The 17,386-nt window shown below is 58.7% G+C and carries 7 protein-coding genes; all 7 read right to left on the reverse strand.

Features of this window, described 5'->3' with window-relative positions; genetic code table 11:
- Window positions 1-38 precede the first annotated feature (38 nt).
- A complete protein-coding gene (locus tag P1X16_RS22350; RefSeq protein WP_277233948.1) occupies window positions 39-2,084 on the reverse strand; it encodes a glycoside hydrolase family 127 protein in 2,046 nt (681 codons plus the stop codon).
- A 212-nt stretch (window positions 2,085-2,296) separates the two neighbouring features.
- Window positions 2,297-5,773: a glycosyl hydrolase gene (locus P1X16_RS22355; protein ID WP_277233950.1), complete on the reverse strand. Its 3,477-nt coding sequence runs from the start codon at window positions 5,771-5,773 to the stop codon at window positions 2,297-2,299.
- A 1-nt stretch (window position 5,774) separates the two neighbouring features.
- The gene (locus P1X16_RS22360) at window positions 5,775-9,194 is read right to left on the reverse strand and encodes a glycoside hydrolase family 2 TIM barrel-domain containing protein (RefSeq protein WP_277233952.1); all 3,420 of its coding nucleotides are present in this window, start codon (window positions 9,192-9,194) and stop codon (window positions 5,775-5,777) included.
- Window positions 9,195-9,220: 26 nt separating this feature from the next.
- Window positions 9,221-11,701: a beta-galactosidase GalB gene (gene galB, locus P1X16_RS22365; RefSeq protein WP_277233954.1), complete on the reverse strand. Its 2,481-nt coding sequence runs from the start codon at window positions 11,699-11,701 to the stop codon at window positions 9,221-9,223.
- A gap of 37 nt (window positions 11,702-11,738) precedes the next feature.
- Window positions 11,739-12,881 carry a glycosylase gene (locus tag P1X16_RS22370; protein ID WP_277233956.1) on the reverse strand — a complete coding sequence of 381 codons (1,143 nt, stop codon included), beginning with the start codon at window positions 12,879-12,881 and terminating at the stop codon, window positions 11,739-11,741.
- Window positions 12,882-13,158: 277 nt separating this feature from the next.
- The gene (locus P1X16_RS22375) at window positions 13,159-15,918 is read right to left on the reverse strand and encodes a family 78 glycoside hydrolase catalytic domain (RefSeq protein ID WP_277233958.1); all 2,760 of its coding nucleotides are present in this window, start codon (window positions 15,916-15,918) and stop codon (window positions 13,159-13,161) included.
- Window positions 15,919-16,489: 571 nt separating this feature from the next.
- Complete coding sequence (locus P1X16_RS22380) at window positions 16,490-17,245, reverse strand: glucose 1-dehydrogenase (RefSeq protein ID WP_277233960.1); 756 nt, start codon at window positions 17,243-17,245, stop codon at window positions 16,490-16,492.
- Window positions 17,246-17,386 lie beyond the last annotated feature (141 nt).

Raw genomic sequence — 17,386 nt, forward strand, 5'->3', positions numbered from 1 at the left:
TGATGGGCTTTTGGTGTTGGGGAATGCATGGCAAACCACTACCGGCTCACTGGAATCCAGACTTGCATATCGGTGTGGCCGCGGTTGCCCCAGGCGTAGTAGGGGATGAGGGTGAGCGGTACCGTGGTGGGTTTGCGGTTGGAAAGTGGGCGGTAGAGCTGGCTGCCCCATTGTGGGTCGGGTGTTAGCTCCCCTTTGCCGGTAAGGGTCATTACGCTGCTGCCCTCGATGCGTAGCTGCTTCGGCGAAAAGCGAGTGCCGGCCGAAATGGTGAGGGCCGAGAGCTTTTGGCTAGCCGGGAAGTCTTTGGTTTCCGCGCAGTACACGATGGGGCCGCGTTTCACGGCTACCTGGTTGCGGGTTTCCTCGACTAGCGGGTTGGCTTCCACGAGTCGAGCGGGCATCGGCAATTGCAGCTCCACTAGGTCGCCGGCCTTCCAGGTGCGGTTCACTTCGGCGTAGGTGCCGGGCTTTAGCGCCACGTTCTGCGCTTTGCCATTGACGAGCAGCTTAACTTGCTCGCTCCAGCCCGGAATCCGGAGAAACAGCGAAAACGGCTTAAGTGGCGCTTCGTTCAGCGTCAGCTTCACGGTGCCGTCCCACGGGTAGTCGGTTACTTGGCTCATGCGCACGGCGGAGCCATCCCGAAGCTTGGTGTTCAGCGTATTGCCGCCGTACATATTCAGCCACAGACCTTTGTCTGATACGCTGTACAGGTAGTTGCTGACCTCGGCTACGGTGCGCACTACGTTGGGCGGGCAGCAGTTGGAAAGGCTGATGTAGTCGACCCGATCCTTGGACCACCGCTGGCTGAATGGCAGCTCGTCGGAATACGCCAGCGGATTGGTGTACAGAAACCGCTTGCCATCTAAACTGATACCAGAAAGCACGCTGTTGTAGAGTGCCGTTTCCAGCACGTCGGCGTACTTGGCGTCGGCGGTGACTTGCAGCATGCGCCAGTTCCAGAGCACGTTGCCGATATTGGCGCAGGTCTCGCCGTGGGCCGTGTAGTTGGGGAGCTGGTAGTCGCGCCCATACGCCTGGTGAATTTTCTGCACCGTGTCGGGTTTGTAGGCGGTGCCGTCGGGCGAAACCCCGTCGTAGAGCGCTCCGCAGGCGCCGGTGACGTACATTTTGTGGCTGGTCACGTCGTCCCACATCTTGTCTAGGGTAGTGAGCAACGTTTTGTCGCCGGTTTCGGCATATACGTCGGCCACGCCCGCAAACAGGTAATTGGCGCGCACGGCGTGGCCGCCGGCTTTCTGCATCTGCCGGAACGGCAGGCGGTCCTGGTTGTCGTCGGTGCCGTTCTGCACCAGCCCCCGGATATTGATCAGGTTTTTGGCGAGTTCCAAGTAGCGCGGGTCGCGGGTGGTGCGGTACATTTCCACCACGCCCATGTAGTGGGAAGGGCAGATGGCATTGCGGGCCAGCTCTGGCGAGGACCGCTGATAAAAGTTGTAGAGGTAATCGGTAGCCTTTTTCGCCAAATCCAGCATGGTCGTTTTGCCGGTGGCGCGGTAGTGCACGCAGGCGGCCGTCATCAGGTGGCCTAGGTTGTAGCTTTCGAAATTGAGCCGGTCCTGAAACTCGGTGCCCTTGCCCGTGTTCAGCGCCGCAATGGTAGCCTGCGTATTGAGGTAGCCGTCGGGGCGCTGGCACTTGGCAATAACGGTGATGGCCTCGTCCATCATGCGGTCCAGGGCCGGGTCTTTGGTGGTGGCGTAGGTGGCGGCCACGGCTTCAAACAGCTTGTAAAAATCGCCGTCGTGGAAGGGCGGACCTTTGTGCTCGCCTTTTTCCAGCCCCGCCGCAATTTCAAAATTGCGGAACGAGTGATTTTTCACTGGATCATGGTACAAGGCCCACATGGTTGGAATCATGGATTCGCGGCACACTTTAAACCGGTCGGCCCAAAAGCCTTGCTGCCAACTCACGCTGCCTACGTCCACGCCGCTCAGCTTGGCATAAGTGCTGGCAGATGTGTTAACCAGTCCTTTGTCTTGGGCCGTCGCTGGTCGGGCAATCAGCGTTGCGAAGCTCAAAAGCGCAACAAGAAGGAAATTGCGGGTGGAACGATTCATGGCAATAAGCTCAGAGTCAAAAATTAAGAAAGGCCATTGTGCTGACCTGGCACCTGTCCTGCTGAGCGCAGTCAAAGCATTTCGCTAGTGTGGTAAAATCAACCTCAACACGCGAGATGCTTCGACTGCGCTCAGCAGGACGTTCTGGTTGGCAATAGCAACACAACACAAGCCTCGCGGCACTCTGCACGATGGTTTTTGAGGTTCATATTTCATTTCGACGATTCCGTGGAAACGCTGATGCCAACTGGCCCGAGCAAGCCAGCCGGTAGCAGCGGCTTGCCAGCGGCTGGCGAAGGCGCAGGCGTCCAGGTGTGGCGCTGGTCAGTGGGGAGGGCTTGGTCGCCGATGAGACGGTTAGCCCAAGTGTTGGTCACGAGAATGCGAAGCTGGTTGTCGCCCTTGCGTAGGGCGTTGGTGATGTCGATGCGGTAGGGAGCAGTCCAGGTAATGCCGCAAGCTGTGCCGTTCACCTGCACTTCGGCTAGGTTGGCGAGTTGGCCGAGCTCCAGCCACACCCGCTGCTGGCGGCGCTTACTTTGCTTCCAGCGGAAAGTCTTGGTGTACTCGGCGGTGCCGGAATAATGCCGGATGGCCGTGTCGGGGTGCTTGCTCCAGTCCCTGAGGTCATGGAAGACGACGGGTTGGGCGGGGCCACCGGCTTTGGCGTCAAAAGAAACCTGCCACGGCCCGCTCAGGGTTTGCTGCAACTCTAAGTCCGTCCAGTTTCGGCCGGTATGGGCGGCTTGCTGCGTGGTCGGCTCCCGAAACACCACGAACACGGACTCGTTGCGGTTTAGCCGCAACGGCAGCCGGGTCCGGCCATTTTCGAGTTGCCAGTCTTGCGCTAAGCGCGTTTCACCCGTTACCGGGTTCCATAGCTCCGGCTGCCGCCCCGCCACCCGCACCGACAGGTTGATGGTTTGGAGCGAGTCGAGCTGATTGGAAATGAAGTAGATATCGAACTGCGCGTCGGTGCGGTGATTCCAGGCAATGCCGCGGGCGCGTTGGCCGCTGGCGCTGGTTGCTACTACATCCCGCGTCAAGCCCAACGCCTCAAACGAATCAGCGGTGAAAGGTCCTTGCACTACTCGGCCTTGACCGAAGGAAAGCGGCGCCACGGAAGTTGAAGCGGTTAAGTTGTTCGTGGAAGGCAGTTGCGCCGTGAGCTGCTGAATTTGTTTGTCGGCCGCCGGGAAGTCGCGCAATTCCGGCGAGTGAGTTGGCCGGCGGTTCAGGAGCACGGTGGCCCCGGCTTGCACCAACTCCCGCAGCCGACCGGCCACGGCCGGCGACATAGCCGTGCTATCGGGTGACAGGGGGTGGGCTCCGGGAATTATCAGCAAACTGTAGCTGGCCCCGCCCGGTAGCGTGATGCGGCCGTTCTGCACCGTGGCGCGGTTCAGCAGTACATCCTTGTTAAAGGAATCGTAGGCATAGCCGTGCAGCGGATCCACCAGGGTTTCGGCCGTGGCCATGTTGGCGGAAGCCGATACTTTTTCGGGCAACTCGCGCATGGGCAAGCCAACGTTGGCGAGGCGCTGCTTTTCGCTGGCTACGGTAGCCGCCCCGAAAATGCCCGGCAGCGTCGAAACCAGCCGGTCGGGCAGGATGGCGCGGCGCGGGGTTTCCTCGCCCGTGAATACCGCTACGTCCGTAACGGGGTGGCCGAGTTGGAGCAGGGCTTGGCAGCGGCGGGCGTAGTCCACCCAGGCGCGGCCAGGTTTCCACCAGGTTTGGTCGCGCTGGAAAAATAAGCCGATGCCACTTAGCGTCATGCCGGGCTTTCGGTTCAGCCAGGGGTTGTGCACGAATACGTGGTACACCATCCGGTTGATGCCCAGCGCGTAGTTGCGGTCCTGCAAGGCTTTGAGCATGCCGGGGTGCTCGTCCCAAGCTAGCCTGAGTTCGGTGAAAGCTTCGGCCTGCACGATGTTCTTGCCGTAGATATGCGCGCCCGAAATGGCGTCGAGCATGTCGTTGGGCTTGTCGTGGGTGGGGCTGCGCAGCCAGAACTCGCCCATCGGTACGTCGGCGTGTTGGTAGTGCAGCAGGCCGTCACTCACCATGGTAGGCGCAATAGCCTCGGCCGAAAACGTGCAGCCTTTGGCGTGGGCCTGCTCTTTCAGCGTCACGTAGAACTTGTCGTTTACCAGTTCCGCAATGGTTTGGCGCACATCAAATAACACCCTTTCCGATACGTCGGCGCTTTCCAGCGGCACCCCGGTCAGCACCGGCAGATAGGGCAGTACATCGTAGCCGCGGCGCTGTTTGAACTCAGTGGCAAAGTTAATTGACCAGTTCTGCGAGCCGCATTCCCAACTGTCCACGTGAAACATCTTCAGCACCCGACTGGCTAAATCTGGCCCACCCTGGCGGATAGCTTCGCCAAACCAGCTGTCGAATTGCAGCTTCACGGCTTCGGGATTGAACTTGTCGCACTCCAGCCCCCGGGCCCCGCCGCCCGTGGTATTGATTTGGCCCGTCGAGCCGTGGCCGACACGCAGAATTGTCCAGTTGCCGGGCGGGGCGTTCCAAAGCAAGCGGCCGGTAGCGTCCAATTTGCCGGTCAGGTTGACAACTTTGCTTAGCGGCACGCATAGCGAATCCGGGAGCTGTTGCGCAGTAGTTCGCTCACTTACGCGCCACACCTCACCGTTTTTGCCTTCGTACTGATGAATGCGCGCCGCGCCCGACAGCCGGATTTCATTCACTTTCAGCGACTGTTTCCACTTGGCTGCGTCCAAGTCCTCGGCACCCGGTTCCGAACCCGTCGGGTCGTAGCGGAAGCGGAAGTAGCGGGCGGTGGTGGGGGGCAGCGCGTGCGTTACGGCGCTGCTGTCTTGCCAGCCGCTGCGGGGCGGTTGCAGCCGCGTGACGGGCCGGAACTGCTGCCCATCGTTGCTGACTTCCACCAGCAAGCGGTTGGCCTGGTAGTTATAGCCGTTGGAACGAATGCGCAGGGAGCGGCAAGTAAAGGGCTGGTCGAAGGCGTACTGAATCCAGCCCGGTTCACTGGTTTTAAAGCCTTCTTTGTTGCCTGCCACGGCCAGCAGTTCTGGCTTGCCGCCCGCTATGTTGCTCGTAACGCGGGGTTTGCTGGTGGCCGTGGAGCTAATGCCTTGGGGAGTAGGATAGGCGTACACCGCAATGTCGCGGTAGTAGTTTTGCACGGTGGCGGCCTGCGGCAGCACTTGGTTTATGCGGCGGCCACCTTTCACCAGGCTCTGCGTGTACACCACCTTCTGCATCGACAGCTCCGGCGTAATCCAGGGGCCACCGGCCAGGGCAAATCCGTCGCTCACATGCATGGCGAGTTTCAGGCCGAGGCGGTCGGCTTCCCTCATGGCGTGCTTCACCATTTTCCACCATTGCGGCGAGAGTTGCACGGCTGGCGGCGTAATAGCCGGCGGATTTTCAATGCCCTTTATCGGCATGAGGTAGGCCCCTCCGATGCCCGCTTCGCTCATAGCTTCCAGGTCGGCCGTAATGCCCTCGGGCGTCACGGCGGCGTTCATCCAGTACCAGAACACCCACGGTTTGGCCGCCTCGGGCGGATTCTGAAACGCCGCCTTCAAGTCGACAGGCGCCACGCTGGACTGCGCCTGCGCCTCGGGGCTGACCACGCAGGTAACCAGCCCGAGAAGCAGGTTGCACGCGAAGAAAGAAGGAGTGAGCCTACGATTCATGCTACAGTTTGCCGGTGCTGCCGACGGTAGGTGTTTTTCCTTCGCGAACCTGGGTTTTACTCTCAAACCGCACCTTCCGCGCTAGCGCGCTGACGTCAACTTTCTTGCCGCCTAGGGGTAGCAAATAAAAGCTGTAGGCGTAGGGTTTGGCGGGCAACTGGTACTTATCAATCGGCGCGGCCTGCGCATCCCAACTGGTGTTGCCGCCGACGCCCATCTGCGCGAGGTCGATGTTGAGGGTGATAAAACCCGCGTCTTTAAGCTTGTTGGTGTGGCGGGCCGCCTGAATGTTTTGCTCGGTGTAGGGCCAGGCGCTCATACTCAATAAGCTGTCGGCTACTACCAGCAGGCCAGCTTTCTGCTGGTCGGCGAGCTGCATCCAGCGAACATCGGTGCGGTTGGCGTATTCCATGGGCACCACGTAGGAATCGGCAAACTCGCTGAGCGGCTGGCTGTAAATGCCCGCGTCGAAGCCGTAGCGCCGGTCGATATAGTTTTCCAACGGGCCGCGGCCGTAGTAGCTGATTTGGTCGTAGTTGCGCCGAATGCCCACCTGCATGCCCACCTTCGGGATGTTGGGCAAACCCGCGGCGGGCGTCAAGGCGTACTCCACTTTCAGCACCCCATCGCCGTTGACGGTGTAAGTCACTTGCACCGTGGTTTTGTCTGCGATAAGGCGGTAGGTGCTTGTCACACTGGATATGCCAGCACCCGACTTATCGAGCGTCATGGTTTGCAGCTTGGGGGAGGCCGTGTACCACTCCTTCAGCTTTTTGTCGGCTTTCCAGCCGCGCCGGTCGTTGTCGGTGAGGGGACGCGTGAAGTGGGGCAGGAGCGGGGCGGCTAGCTGCTCGGTGCCACGGTGGCGGTAAGACGTTAGCGCGCCGCTGGTTTTATCGAAGGCTACCTGAAAGTCCTTGCCACTGAGCGTGTAGGTGTTCGCTTCCTCGCGCACCGTCACGGCCGGATACTTGCTAGCCGATGCCGATGGCCGGGCCAATCCAGTCAGCGCAAACTGGTTGCTGGCTACCTCGTGGCCTTTGGGGGCCCAAGTAGCTTGCTCCGGCAGCGCGAAGGAAATCGTGGCCAGATACTCGGCGCCAGATTTCATTTTTGGCAGCAAGGGCTTGAGGGAAAGAATGGTGTCGCGGCCCGCCGCCAGTTGCAGGCGCGGCAGCGTCTTAACGGAAACTACCCGGCCATCCTCGCGCACTGTCAGCGCCGCCGTGTAGTCGCCTAAGGACTTACTGGCGTGGCGGTTTTCAATTTTCAGCAAGCCTTTGCTGGCATCAGTCAAGGTGCATTCTGCCGGTTGGTACACCCGCTTGCACTCGTAGATGGCCGCGTGGGGCTTGCCGTCGGAGGCCACAATGCCTTTGATGGTGAAGTCGTCGTAGTACTTCTCTTGAAAGTCGCCCCCGTAGGCATAAAAGGGCGTGCCAATTGAGTCTCTTTTCAGGAGTCCCTGGTCTTTAAACTCCCAAATGCAGCCGCCAATCACGCGCTTGGTGGCACGCCAACCGTCCCAAAATTCCTTCATGTTGCCGGTGGCGTTGCCCATGGAGTGAGCGTACTCGCAAAAGAAAATGGGCCGGGTGTCGCCGTTTTGCTGGTTGGCGAGCAACTCGCCGGTAAACAAGCCGGGGTACATGCGGCTCACCATGTCCACGTAGGCTTGGTCGCGGGGCGTTTGGATGCGGTAGGCGTGGTTTTTGGGGTAGGCGGGGTCGTTGGGGTCGATGTAGCCTTCCACGTGCGGGTCGCCCATGGCCGGCTCGTAGTGAATGGGCCGGGTGATGTCGAAATCGTGCAGCCAGGCGGCCATGGCGGCGTGGTTCGGCCCGCGCCCCGACTCGTTGCCGAGGCTCCAGAAGATGATGCTCGGGTGGTTTTTGTCGCGTAGGGCCATGCGCATGCTGCGCTCCTGGTAGGCAGTGGTCCAGGCCGGGTCGTTGCTGAGTTTAGAGCCTAACCCGTGGGTTTCCAGGTTGGCCTCGTCGATGACGAGGATGCCGTACTCGTCGCAGAGGTCGTAGAAGTACGGGTCGTTGGGGTAATGGCTGGTGCGGATGCAGTTGAAGTTGAACTGCTTGAGGGTCTGCACGTCCTGCCGGATGTCGTCCCTGGTCACCGCCATGCCCTTGGTGGGATGGTGGTCGTGGCGGTTGACGCCGTAGAGGTAAGTTTGCTTGCCGTTGAGTAGTAGCTTGCCGTTGTCCTTGGAAAACTCGATGCTGCGGAAGCCAACCTTGCAGCTCTTGGCTTCCAGCACGTTGCCGGCTTGGTCGGTGAGCGTCAGTACCAGCGTATAGAGGTTGGGCGCCTCGTCGCTCCACTTCAGCGGGTTGCGGATGGTGGTTTCCAGCAGCCCGAACTTGGCGTTGTCGAGGCGCGGGTAAGGCTCGTTGATGATGCTTTCGGCAGTGCGCTGCAAGGGCTGAGTTAGCACCGCGGCCCCCGCCTTATCATAGAGCTGCGCCTTTACTTGATAGCCGCTTAGGTCGTTGTTGCCGGTTAGGTTTTCTAGCCGGGGCCGGATGCTAAGCACCGCGTCTTTGTACTGCTTATCGAGCTTGGCCTGCCAATGGAAATCGGCAATGCGAAACTTCGGCTCGACCAGGAGCAGCACTTCGCGGTAGATGCCGCTCAGGCGCCAATGGTCCTGGTCTTCGAGGTAGCACCCATCCGACCAGCGCATCACCTGCACCGAAACGGTGTTCTCACCAGCTTGCAGATAAGGCGTTACGTTGAATTCCGATGGTAGGCAACTATCCTCCCCGTAGCCCAGAAACTTGCCATTTACCCACACCTTGAAGGCCGAACTAACGCCGCCGAAGTGCAGCGTCACGTTCTGATTTTGCCAGCCCGCGGGCACCGTGAACGTGCGCTGGTAGGAGCCCACGCCGTTGTAATCCTGCGGCACGAAGGGCGGCGCAACGGGGCGAAACGGGTACTTGGCGCTTTTGTAGATCGGTAGGTCGTAGCCGTTCATTTCCCAGTTGGCGGGCACCGCCAGCTGCTTCCAACCACTCACCCGGCTTTTGTAGAAGTCTTTGGGAGCGTCAGCGGGCCTGCTGGCAAAGCTGAAATCCCAATTGCCATTCAGCGAAAGCAGCCGCGGGGTTTTGGTCCGGTCGCCAAATAGGGCCTCTTTTTCAGAAGGGAAAGAGTACGCCGTGGCCCGGGCCGGGTCGCGGTTGAGTTCGGTAATCTGCGGAATCTGGTAGCCGTCGGCTTCGCCGGCGTACACTGTCGGCGGATGAGAAACCCCGGGAAAGAAGTACACGCTGGCCTCTTGGGCGTGGAGTAGCGTGGGCAGCAGGAGCAGCAGGGTGGCCCAAACAGTACGCCTCACTTCCCGGCTTCCTCTCAACGGGAGCAGGAAAGCCAGACGATTAGCGGCGTGGAAAGTAGAATTCAAACAGTGATGAGTCATTGGTTTTACAATCAGTTCTTTGCCGCATGCGACTGACTTGCCTGCTCTTTTCCGGTTAATGCCCCGGGGACTGCTGCGCTTGTTAGCGTCACGGCGGCCGACGTCAGGTTGTCGGCGGTGGCCTGCACCGTGATAGTTCCTTCTTTTTCCGTGGTTTGGATGATGGCCAGGCACATGCCGTTGTAGGCTTTGCGCGACTCAGCCTTGAACGGCTCCAAGCTGGCTTGATAGCCGTTGTCGACGCCAGCTACCAAGCCGGGGCCGTTGACTGCAAACTTCACCAGGTTGGCCGCATCGGGTACCAAGTTGCCGGCGGCATCTAGCACCCGAACGGTGAGGAAGGACAAATCTTTGCCGTCGGCTTGGAGCTTGCTGCGGTCGGCGGTTAGCTCGATTTTGGCGGCGGGGCCAGCCGTGTTGATGGTGCGCGTCAGCACGGTTTGGCCGCCTTTGCGCGACACCGCTTGCAAAGTGCCGGGGGCGTAGGGTACGCGCCATTGCACGTGCAGGTCGGCGCCTTGCTTTTTGCGGGTGCCCAGCGACTTGCCGTTGAGTAGTAGCTCCACTTCGTCGGCTTGGCTGTAGTAGGCCCACACGTCCACGGTTTGGCCGGGGCGCCAGTTCCAGTGCGGCAACAAGTGCAGTACGGGCTGGTTGGTCCACTCGCTTTGGTAGAGATAGTAGGCATCCTTGGGGAAGCCGGCCAGGTCGATGACGCCGAAATAGGAGCTGTGCGCCGGCCAGGGGTAAGGCAGCGGCTCGCCGAGGTAGTCGAAGCCGCTCCACACAAAGGTGCCGGTCAGGTGCGGGTTCTGCTTGATGGCGCCCCAGGCGGCCTCGTGCGTGGCGCCCCAGTAGGGTCGGGCGTTGTCGTAGCTGGAAGCCGTGAAGTCGGGGTTGCCGGTGGTAAGCTTGGTTTTGCCGTCCAGCGGCCAGACGCGGACACTATCGGATGGCAGGTCGTAGTGCCCACGGGTTTCGAAGGCCGCCGCGGTTTCGGTGGCCAGAAAGATTTGGCCGGGAAAGCGCTGAGGCAGCTTGGGATATTCCGCGTGCTTGTAGTTGAAGCTCAGCACATCGAGCACGCCGGCCTGACTGATAAAGTTCTTGTCGGGCTCCTGCTCGGTCAGGGCCGAGGTCACGGGCCGGGTGGAATCGAGTTGCTTGACAAGGGCGGTCAGCTCCTTGGTGAGGCGAGTGCCGGTGCTGTCGAATTGCTCCCTGATTTCGTTGCCAATGCTCCAGATAAATACCGAGGGGTGGTTTCGGTCGCGGCGGATTTGGTCTTCCAGGTCGCGGCGGTGCCACTGCTTGAAATCGAGGTGGTAGTCTTTGCCGTTTTTCTTTTTCTGCCACATGTCAAACGCCTCGTCCATCACCAAAAAGCCCATTCGGTCGCAGAGGTCGAGCAGTTCGGGCGCGGGCGGGTTGTGCGACATCCGAATGGCGTTGCAGCCCATAGCGCGCAGGATTTCCAGCTGCCGCTCGGCGGCCCGCACGTTGAAGGCCGCCCCCAGCGCCCCCAAATCATGGTGCTGATTAACGCCTTGAATGCGCAGCAGTTGGCCGTTGAGTTGAAACCCTTGTGGTTTAAATACGGCAGTACGCACACCCAGTGGCGTATCATAGGAATCCACAGCCTTCTTGCCCTGAAACACGGTGGTATGCACCCGGTACAGGTAGGGCCGCGTCGTTGACCATAGTTGGGGGTTGCTCAGGCTAAGGGTCTGCGCTACGCGGGTAATAGAATCGGTGAGTTTGATACCTTTCGTGAGCTGCCGAGCCACTTCTTTGCCCTGTGCATCCAGCACGACTGTTTCCAGGTTAGCTTGTTGCTTGTTGCCCGCCGCGTTGCGAATCTGCGTTTGTACGGCTACCGTGGCGGCCGTCGAACTTACCTGCGGCGTGGTCACGAAGGTGCCCCACTGATCTACGGCCACCGGGTGGGTGGTTACCAGCCGTACGTTGCGGTAGATGCCCGAGCCCGTGTACCAGCGGGAGTTCGGCTGCGCGGAATTGTCAACGCGCACGGCCAGCACGTTGACCTGCCCGGAGGGGCGGAGGTGAGGCGTCAGGTCGTAGCGAAAGGAAATGTAGCCGTTGGGCCGGTAACCCAAGGAGCGGCCGTTCAGCCATACCTCGCTGTGCTGATGTACCCCGTCGAACTCGATGTAGACCCGCTTGTTTTTGACAGGGGGCAGCGTGAAGGTTTTGCGGTACCAGCCAACGCCAGTGGGCAAGCCGCCACCCTCGGGTTTGGCCGGGTTCTTCTCGTCGAATTTCCCTTCGATGCTCCAGTCGTGCGGCAGGGTAAGTTTCCGCCAGGTAGCGTCATTGAACAACACTTCTTTGGCTTGCGTCTGGTCGCCCAAGAAAAACTTCCAGTTTTTACTGAAGTCAACTACCACCCGCGTTTCCGGTTGCGCACCGAAGGCCGTGCTTGGCACGCCTAGCAGTAGCAGCAGAAGAAAGGGGAGGAGAGAACGAAGCATAAGTGTTAAGTTTTGAAATGATGGGCCGGGGGTGGGGTTAGTTAGGGGAGGCTTTAACTTCTTTTTTCTTTTTCTCCGGTGGGGCAATGAAGGTGATGTTGCTCTTGCCCAAGTCTTTGGAGGTGGCCACGGCAATACCGCGCTGGTCGGGCTTGTTTACGGCGCAGTAGTAATGATAAACCACTCCTTTGTGCTTCACTACAAACGACTTATGCGCAAATAGCTCGTCGTAGGGCTCGGACGGTTCCACGAGGTTGGCACCAGTCCAGTCGGTCCAGTTTTTTAAGTCGTAAGAGCAGGCAAAGCGGTTCACGGCACCGCTCACGCCGGGGTAGAAGGCACCGAAGTAGAACATCACCCACAGCCCGTTATTTAGTTGCTGCAGGTAGGCATCGCCGCTGATGCCCCTGTGGTGGTTGATAACCGGGTTGCGCAGGTACCGCGACCAGTGCGTCATGTCGTCCGAGACGGCCATGCCGATGCGCTCGGCGCCGCGCTTGGTGTCGAGCGAGTCACCGTTGGCATTGTAGTACATCACGAACGGGTGGCCGGTGAGCTTGCTCTTGTCCCAGATGACGGAGCTTTTGTAGATGGTGTGGTTTTCCCACCAGCGGACATCCTTGTCGTCGGGTCGCAGCACCGGTTGGGGCAGGCGTTGCCACTGGTGCACGGTGGTTGGGTCTTTGGTCGTGTAGGCCATCCCGATGGAGAGCAGGCCTTTTTCGTAGCCGCGCGAGTTGCCGCCGAAATACGACAGCCAGTATTTGCCCTGGTAAGGTTGCCACTCGTAGCTGCCACCCCATTTGTGGTCTTGCAGGGCCACGTAGCCCGCTTTTTGATTGGTGTCCCAGTCGGTGGTGTCGGTAAAGGCCATGATTTTGCCTTTTGTTTCCCACTTCAATAGGTCTTTGCTTTGCGCCAGCCAGGTTTCGTAGCCGCGGCCGTCGTAGATGATGTAGGTCATGTACCACTTGCCGTTTTTGCGAAATACGCTCGGGCAGTCCATCTTCTTGCGGTTGTCGTCGGTCACGAGCACGAGGCCGTACTTGTGCGGCGTTTTCACTTCCTCGTACACTTTCTGCATCACGTCGGCTGGCACCTGCGGCGGCTTCGCTTGCGCACGGGCTTGGGATTGACTCAGCCAACCAAGCAGCAACAGACAGGCATATTTCAGTTTCATGTGCGGGAAAGTTTTGTTGTCAGATTTATCGTCCGTCCTATTAGCTCCAGCGTCCATCTATGTAATATCTCGCGTGCTGCCGTTGTGCTAACAGCTGACGTTATAGAGGCACTGTCATGCTGAGCGGAGCCGAAGCATCTCGCGTACTGATGCTAGAGTAGTAATTACCATACTAGCGAGATGCTTCGGCTGCGCTCTGCATGACGGTCATATAGATATGGATTGGGCAACGGCAGCGCGTGTGCTACTTCGGCAGCCTCAGTAGGAAGTTCTTTTATCATTGAACAACGACAAAATGGTAGGTGCCCGAACCCACCTGGACGCGAGTTTTTCCTTTATCGAATCCCAAACTGGTCAGTTCTTTGCGCTGATGGAGTTGCTGGCCGCTTTCCGTGATGATTGACGAAGCCATGGCCGGCAAATGGATAATGGCGGTGGTATTGGCTGGAATAGTCACCTTCATCTCAAAGCTGGTACCCGTCTTTTTCCACTCGTTGGCAATCAGCCCGTAGGGCGAAAGGTGGCTAGCTTTAGCGGAAGTCACGTCGCCGACTGGTTCGGGTCGGATATCGATTTTGTTGAAGGCCACCGCATCCTCGGCCGGCCGAATGCCCGCTAAGCCTCCGTAGAACCATTCCATTAGGTGGCCCAGCATCAGGTGGTTGTTGGACACCGAGGGCAGCGCCGCCCACGATTCGGTAAGGGCGGTAGCGCCTTTAACCAGTTGGTAGCCGTAGCCGGGCACATCGGCGCGGTTGTTCATTGCAAAGATGACATCGGACCGGCCTTCGTCGTCGAGCACTTTCAGTAAGTAGCGGTAGCCGATGTCGCCGGCTGTCAAGCTGTTATCGCGGTTGCGAATGTCTTGCACAATGTTTTCCACCACGGCGGCCTTGTCGGCAGGCTCCACCAAACCCATGTACACGGCCATGGCATTAGCTGCTTGGCTGCCAGTGGCGTATTGTTTGGTGCCTTTGTTGAAAAACTTCGCGTTGAAAGCAGTTTTCACTTCGGCGGCCAACTTTTCGTAGGCCGCGGCATCTGCTGGTTTGCCTAGCAAGCGTGCAATGGTGGTTAGAATCGTAAGGTCGTAGTAGTAAGTAGCGGTGCCGGTTACGCCCATCGGGGTTTGTTGCGACACACCGGGCGGCTTAGGCCCGAGGTCGTACCAGTCACCGAGGCCTTGGCTGAGAATATACCCTTGGGCTTTGGTGCCGAGGTAGGCTACGTAGCGCTGCATCATGGGGTAGCTTTCGCGCAGTACTTGCTTGTCGCCATACCATTGGTACACGTACCAGGGTAGGATCACACTGCTACTACCCCATTCCGGCGAGTCGCGGAACATGTCGCCGCCCCACTCAAACTTCACGTACTCGGGCGCAATTTCCGGAATCAGCCCCTCCGGCGTCTGCGATACTCTTAGGTCTTCGATAACCTTGCGGCAGAGCGCGGCAATGTCGTAGTTGTAGCGCACCGACGAGCCCATCAGATGGGTTTCCTCCTGCCAGCCTAGCTTTTCGCGGTGCGGACAATCCGTGAACACGCTGGCCATGTTACTCTTGATAGACCAGTCAATCAGGGAGTTGGTGCGGTTGAACAGGTCGTTGGAGCAGTTGAACTCACCTACTCGGGAGGCCGCGTTGCGCGTGTGCAAGGCTGTCAGGGCCAACACCACGGGCCGGTTGTTGGGATTCGCTTCTCCCTTGGGCACGCCGCCTTCCACCTGCGCGTAGCGGAAGCCATAGTAGCTGAAGCGCGGCCGCCATATTTCCACGCCTTTGCCTTTCAGTACGTAGGTGAAATAGTAGGGGCCGCCGCTGTTCTTTTGCGTGATAGTGTTGTCATCTTTCAGCAATTCAGCAGGCAGAATTCGTACCGTGTCACCGGCCTGGCCTTGCACTTGCAACTCGATGATGCCCGAGGCATTCTGGCCGAAGTCGTACACCCATTTGTTGGCGGGTAGCGGCGTGATTTTCTGAGGGGCAAAGGTCTCGTGTACTTTCAGTGGGTCGGCCATCTGCGAGGCCAACTCGGGCGGACCGCTCACTAGCAGCGCCGGTTTCCAAGTTTTATCATTGAAGCGCGGGGTGTCCCAGCCGGGCTGCTCGAGCGTGGCGTTGTAGTCCTCGCCGCCGTAGATGCTGCTGAAGGTTATGGGGCCTGTTGTGGTTTTCCAGGTGGCGTCGCTTAGCACATGCTCCGTGCTGCCATCCTGGTAGTCAAGCACCACACGGCACAGCAGTTTCGGGTAGCCAAAGGCGGTTTTGAGCTTGCGGAACCGGCCCTTCACGGGCGGCACGTAGTAGAAGCCGTTGCCCAGTAGTACGCCCACGGTATTGGCGCCCTTGCGCAGTTGCTCGGTCACGTCGAACGTGACGTACTGAGCGTGCTGGTCGTACTTGGTCCAGGCGGGGTCCAGAAAATGGTCGCCCACTTTCTGCCCGTTCAGGTACAGTTCAAACTGCCCAAGGCCGCAGACATAAGCAGTGGCGCGTTGCAGCTTCTTCCGAACGGTGAAATCCTTGCGTAGCAGCGGCAGCACGTTGTTGCCGACAAACACGTCCTTCTTGCCGTCGGTCGGTAGTACGTTGACGTGGTCGTCGGGCAGTTTCTCGTAAGCAATCCAGTGGGCACCCTGCCAATCGGCGGTAGTCAGCAACCCCATCTGCCACCGCGCCGGTCCCGACCACGCCGAAACCCGTTGTGCTTGGTCCCAGACCATCACTTTCCAATAATAGGTTTTGGTAGCCTTCAGCGGAGCGCCAGCGTAACTCACCTGAATGGAGGCGCTGGAAGCTACTTTTTCCGAATCCCAAACGTTGCCGATGTTGTTGCCGAGCTGCTTTTCGGTATCCGCTACCAAGATTCGGTAGCCGGTTTGCTTGGTTGCGCGCTGGTCGGACGTCAGCTCCCAGCTGAAAACTGGCGCCGCGCGCGGCACCCCCAGTGGGTTACGCTGGTACTCACACTTTAAATTGCCAACGACCAAGGGCTGCGCCGAAGCCCAAAAGCTGGCGAATACGAGTACTAGGAGCACGCAAATCGTGCAGGAAGTAGAGTACCAGCATACTGAAAAGGGTTGACGCATTACTTTCCGGTTTGCTGAGCAAAGGTCATTGGGCCGAGCGGGGTACCCGCAGGCGTTCTATTTCGAATCCTCTACTAGGCTTGTAAGGGGCCATTCAAGTCAACTTTTCTCGAGGTGACGGAGGTGGGTACAAATTTAAATTCTCTGTTGCCGCGCCTGTACTGGCCGTTAGCATCTTGTTGTAGGATGTTAGCAGAGATACTAAAAGCAGCCAACGAAGAAGGCTAAAGATGAAGTGACTTGGTTTAGCGTAGGGCACCCTCGCAAGTGTTATTCGGGATAACCTGATCTTATTTAATTGAAAAAGCACTCTTGACCTTGATGTTTATCAAGGCCAAGAGTGCTGCGGATCGTATGGATATATACTCTGGCCGAGGTGCTCTTGCTGAACACCTAGCAACGGATGAGCAATGTCACGAGGCCTGGCTGGAAGAAGCTAAGCAAGAAGATACCTTAGTGAACGAGCTTGGCTTGCCACAACGCTATGCTACCTCGGTACTGAAACTGCTGCTCTGCTTGCCTACAGCCCGTAAATCCCGCCGGAAACCGACAGTTTTTCGCCCGTAATCCAGGCTGCATCGTCCGAGGCCAGAAAAACGGCCACTTTGGCAATATCTTCGGGCTGGCCCGTCCGGCCCAGGGGCGTTGTTGCCACTAATCTGGTTTCTGCCTCGCTGCCGATAAAACCAGCACTGCGCGAGCCCTCGGTTTCCACTACGCCTGGTAAGATAGAGTTGATGCGGATGTTGCGGCCGCTAAACTCTTTCGACAAGGCCGTGGTCATAGCGTCCAACGCGGCTTTGGAGGCCGAGTACACCGACCCGGTGGGCAGCGGCGTCCGAGCGGCTTCGGAACTGATGTTGAGGATGGTGCCGCCCGCGGTCCCGAACTGTTTTACGGCCGCCTGAATGGCGAGCAACGAGCCCAATACGTTGATATTGAAATGCTGATGAAACGCGGCGATGGAAACTTCCTCTACTGGGGCGTACTGGTAGATACCCGCGTTGTTAACCAGAATATGCACGGGGCCGAACGCCGCGTTGGTTTCGGCAAACAGGCGGTTGACATCGGCTTCGTTGGCTACATCGGCCTGCACTGCAATAGCCGAGCCGCCGGTAGCAGTAATAGCTTTCACCACCCGGTCGGCCCCATCCTTGCTGGTGGCATAGTTCACCACCACCTTGGCTCCTTCGGCAGCAAAATAGGTGGCGATAGCCGCTCCTATTCCTTTAGAAGCGCCGGTAACGATGGCGACCTTATTGTTTAATTTGCTCATTTTTTAATTAATTCGAGAAGTTGAAAATTTGCCTGTTCGGCGCTCAAAGACCCTGGAGGCTAAGCAGAGTCTATCATTGCCAGCGCCTGGAACACAGGGCGCTGGACTATGCCGTTTGGTTTCGCAAAATTGGGGATGGAC

Source organism: Hymenobacter sp. YC55 (genome assembly GCF_029433095.1).
Lineage (GTDB): Bacteria > Bacteroidota > Bacteroidia > Cytophagales > Hymenobacteraceae > Hymenobacter.

Coding starts and splice junctions, on each gene's coding strand:
- P1X16_RS22370 (WP_277233956.1), bottom strand. CDS start 12,881: ATGAAACTGAAATATGCCTGTCTGTTGCTGCTTGGTTGGCTGAGTCAA.
- galB (WP_277233954.1), bottom strand. CDS start 11,701: ATGCTTCGTTCTCTCCTCCCCTTTCTTCTGCTGCTACTGCTAGGCGTG.
- P1X16_RS22380 (WP_277233960.1), bottom strand. CDS start 17,245: ATGAGCAAATTAAACAATAAGGTCGCCATCGTTACCGGCGCTTCTAAA.
- P1X16_RS22350 (WP_277233948.1), bottom strand. CDS start 2,084: ATGAATCGTTCCACCCGCAATTTCCTTCTTGTTGCGCTTTTGAGCTTC.
- P1X16_RS22355 (WP_277233950.1), bottom strand. CDS start 5,773: ATGAATCGTAGGCTCACTCCTTCTTTCTTCGCGTGCAACCTGCTTCTC.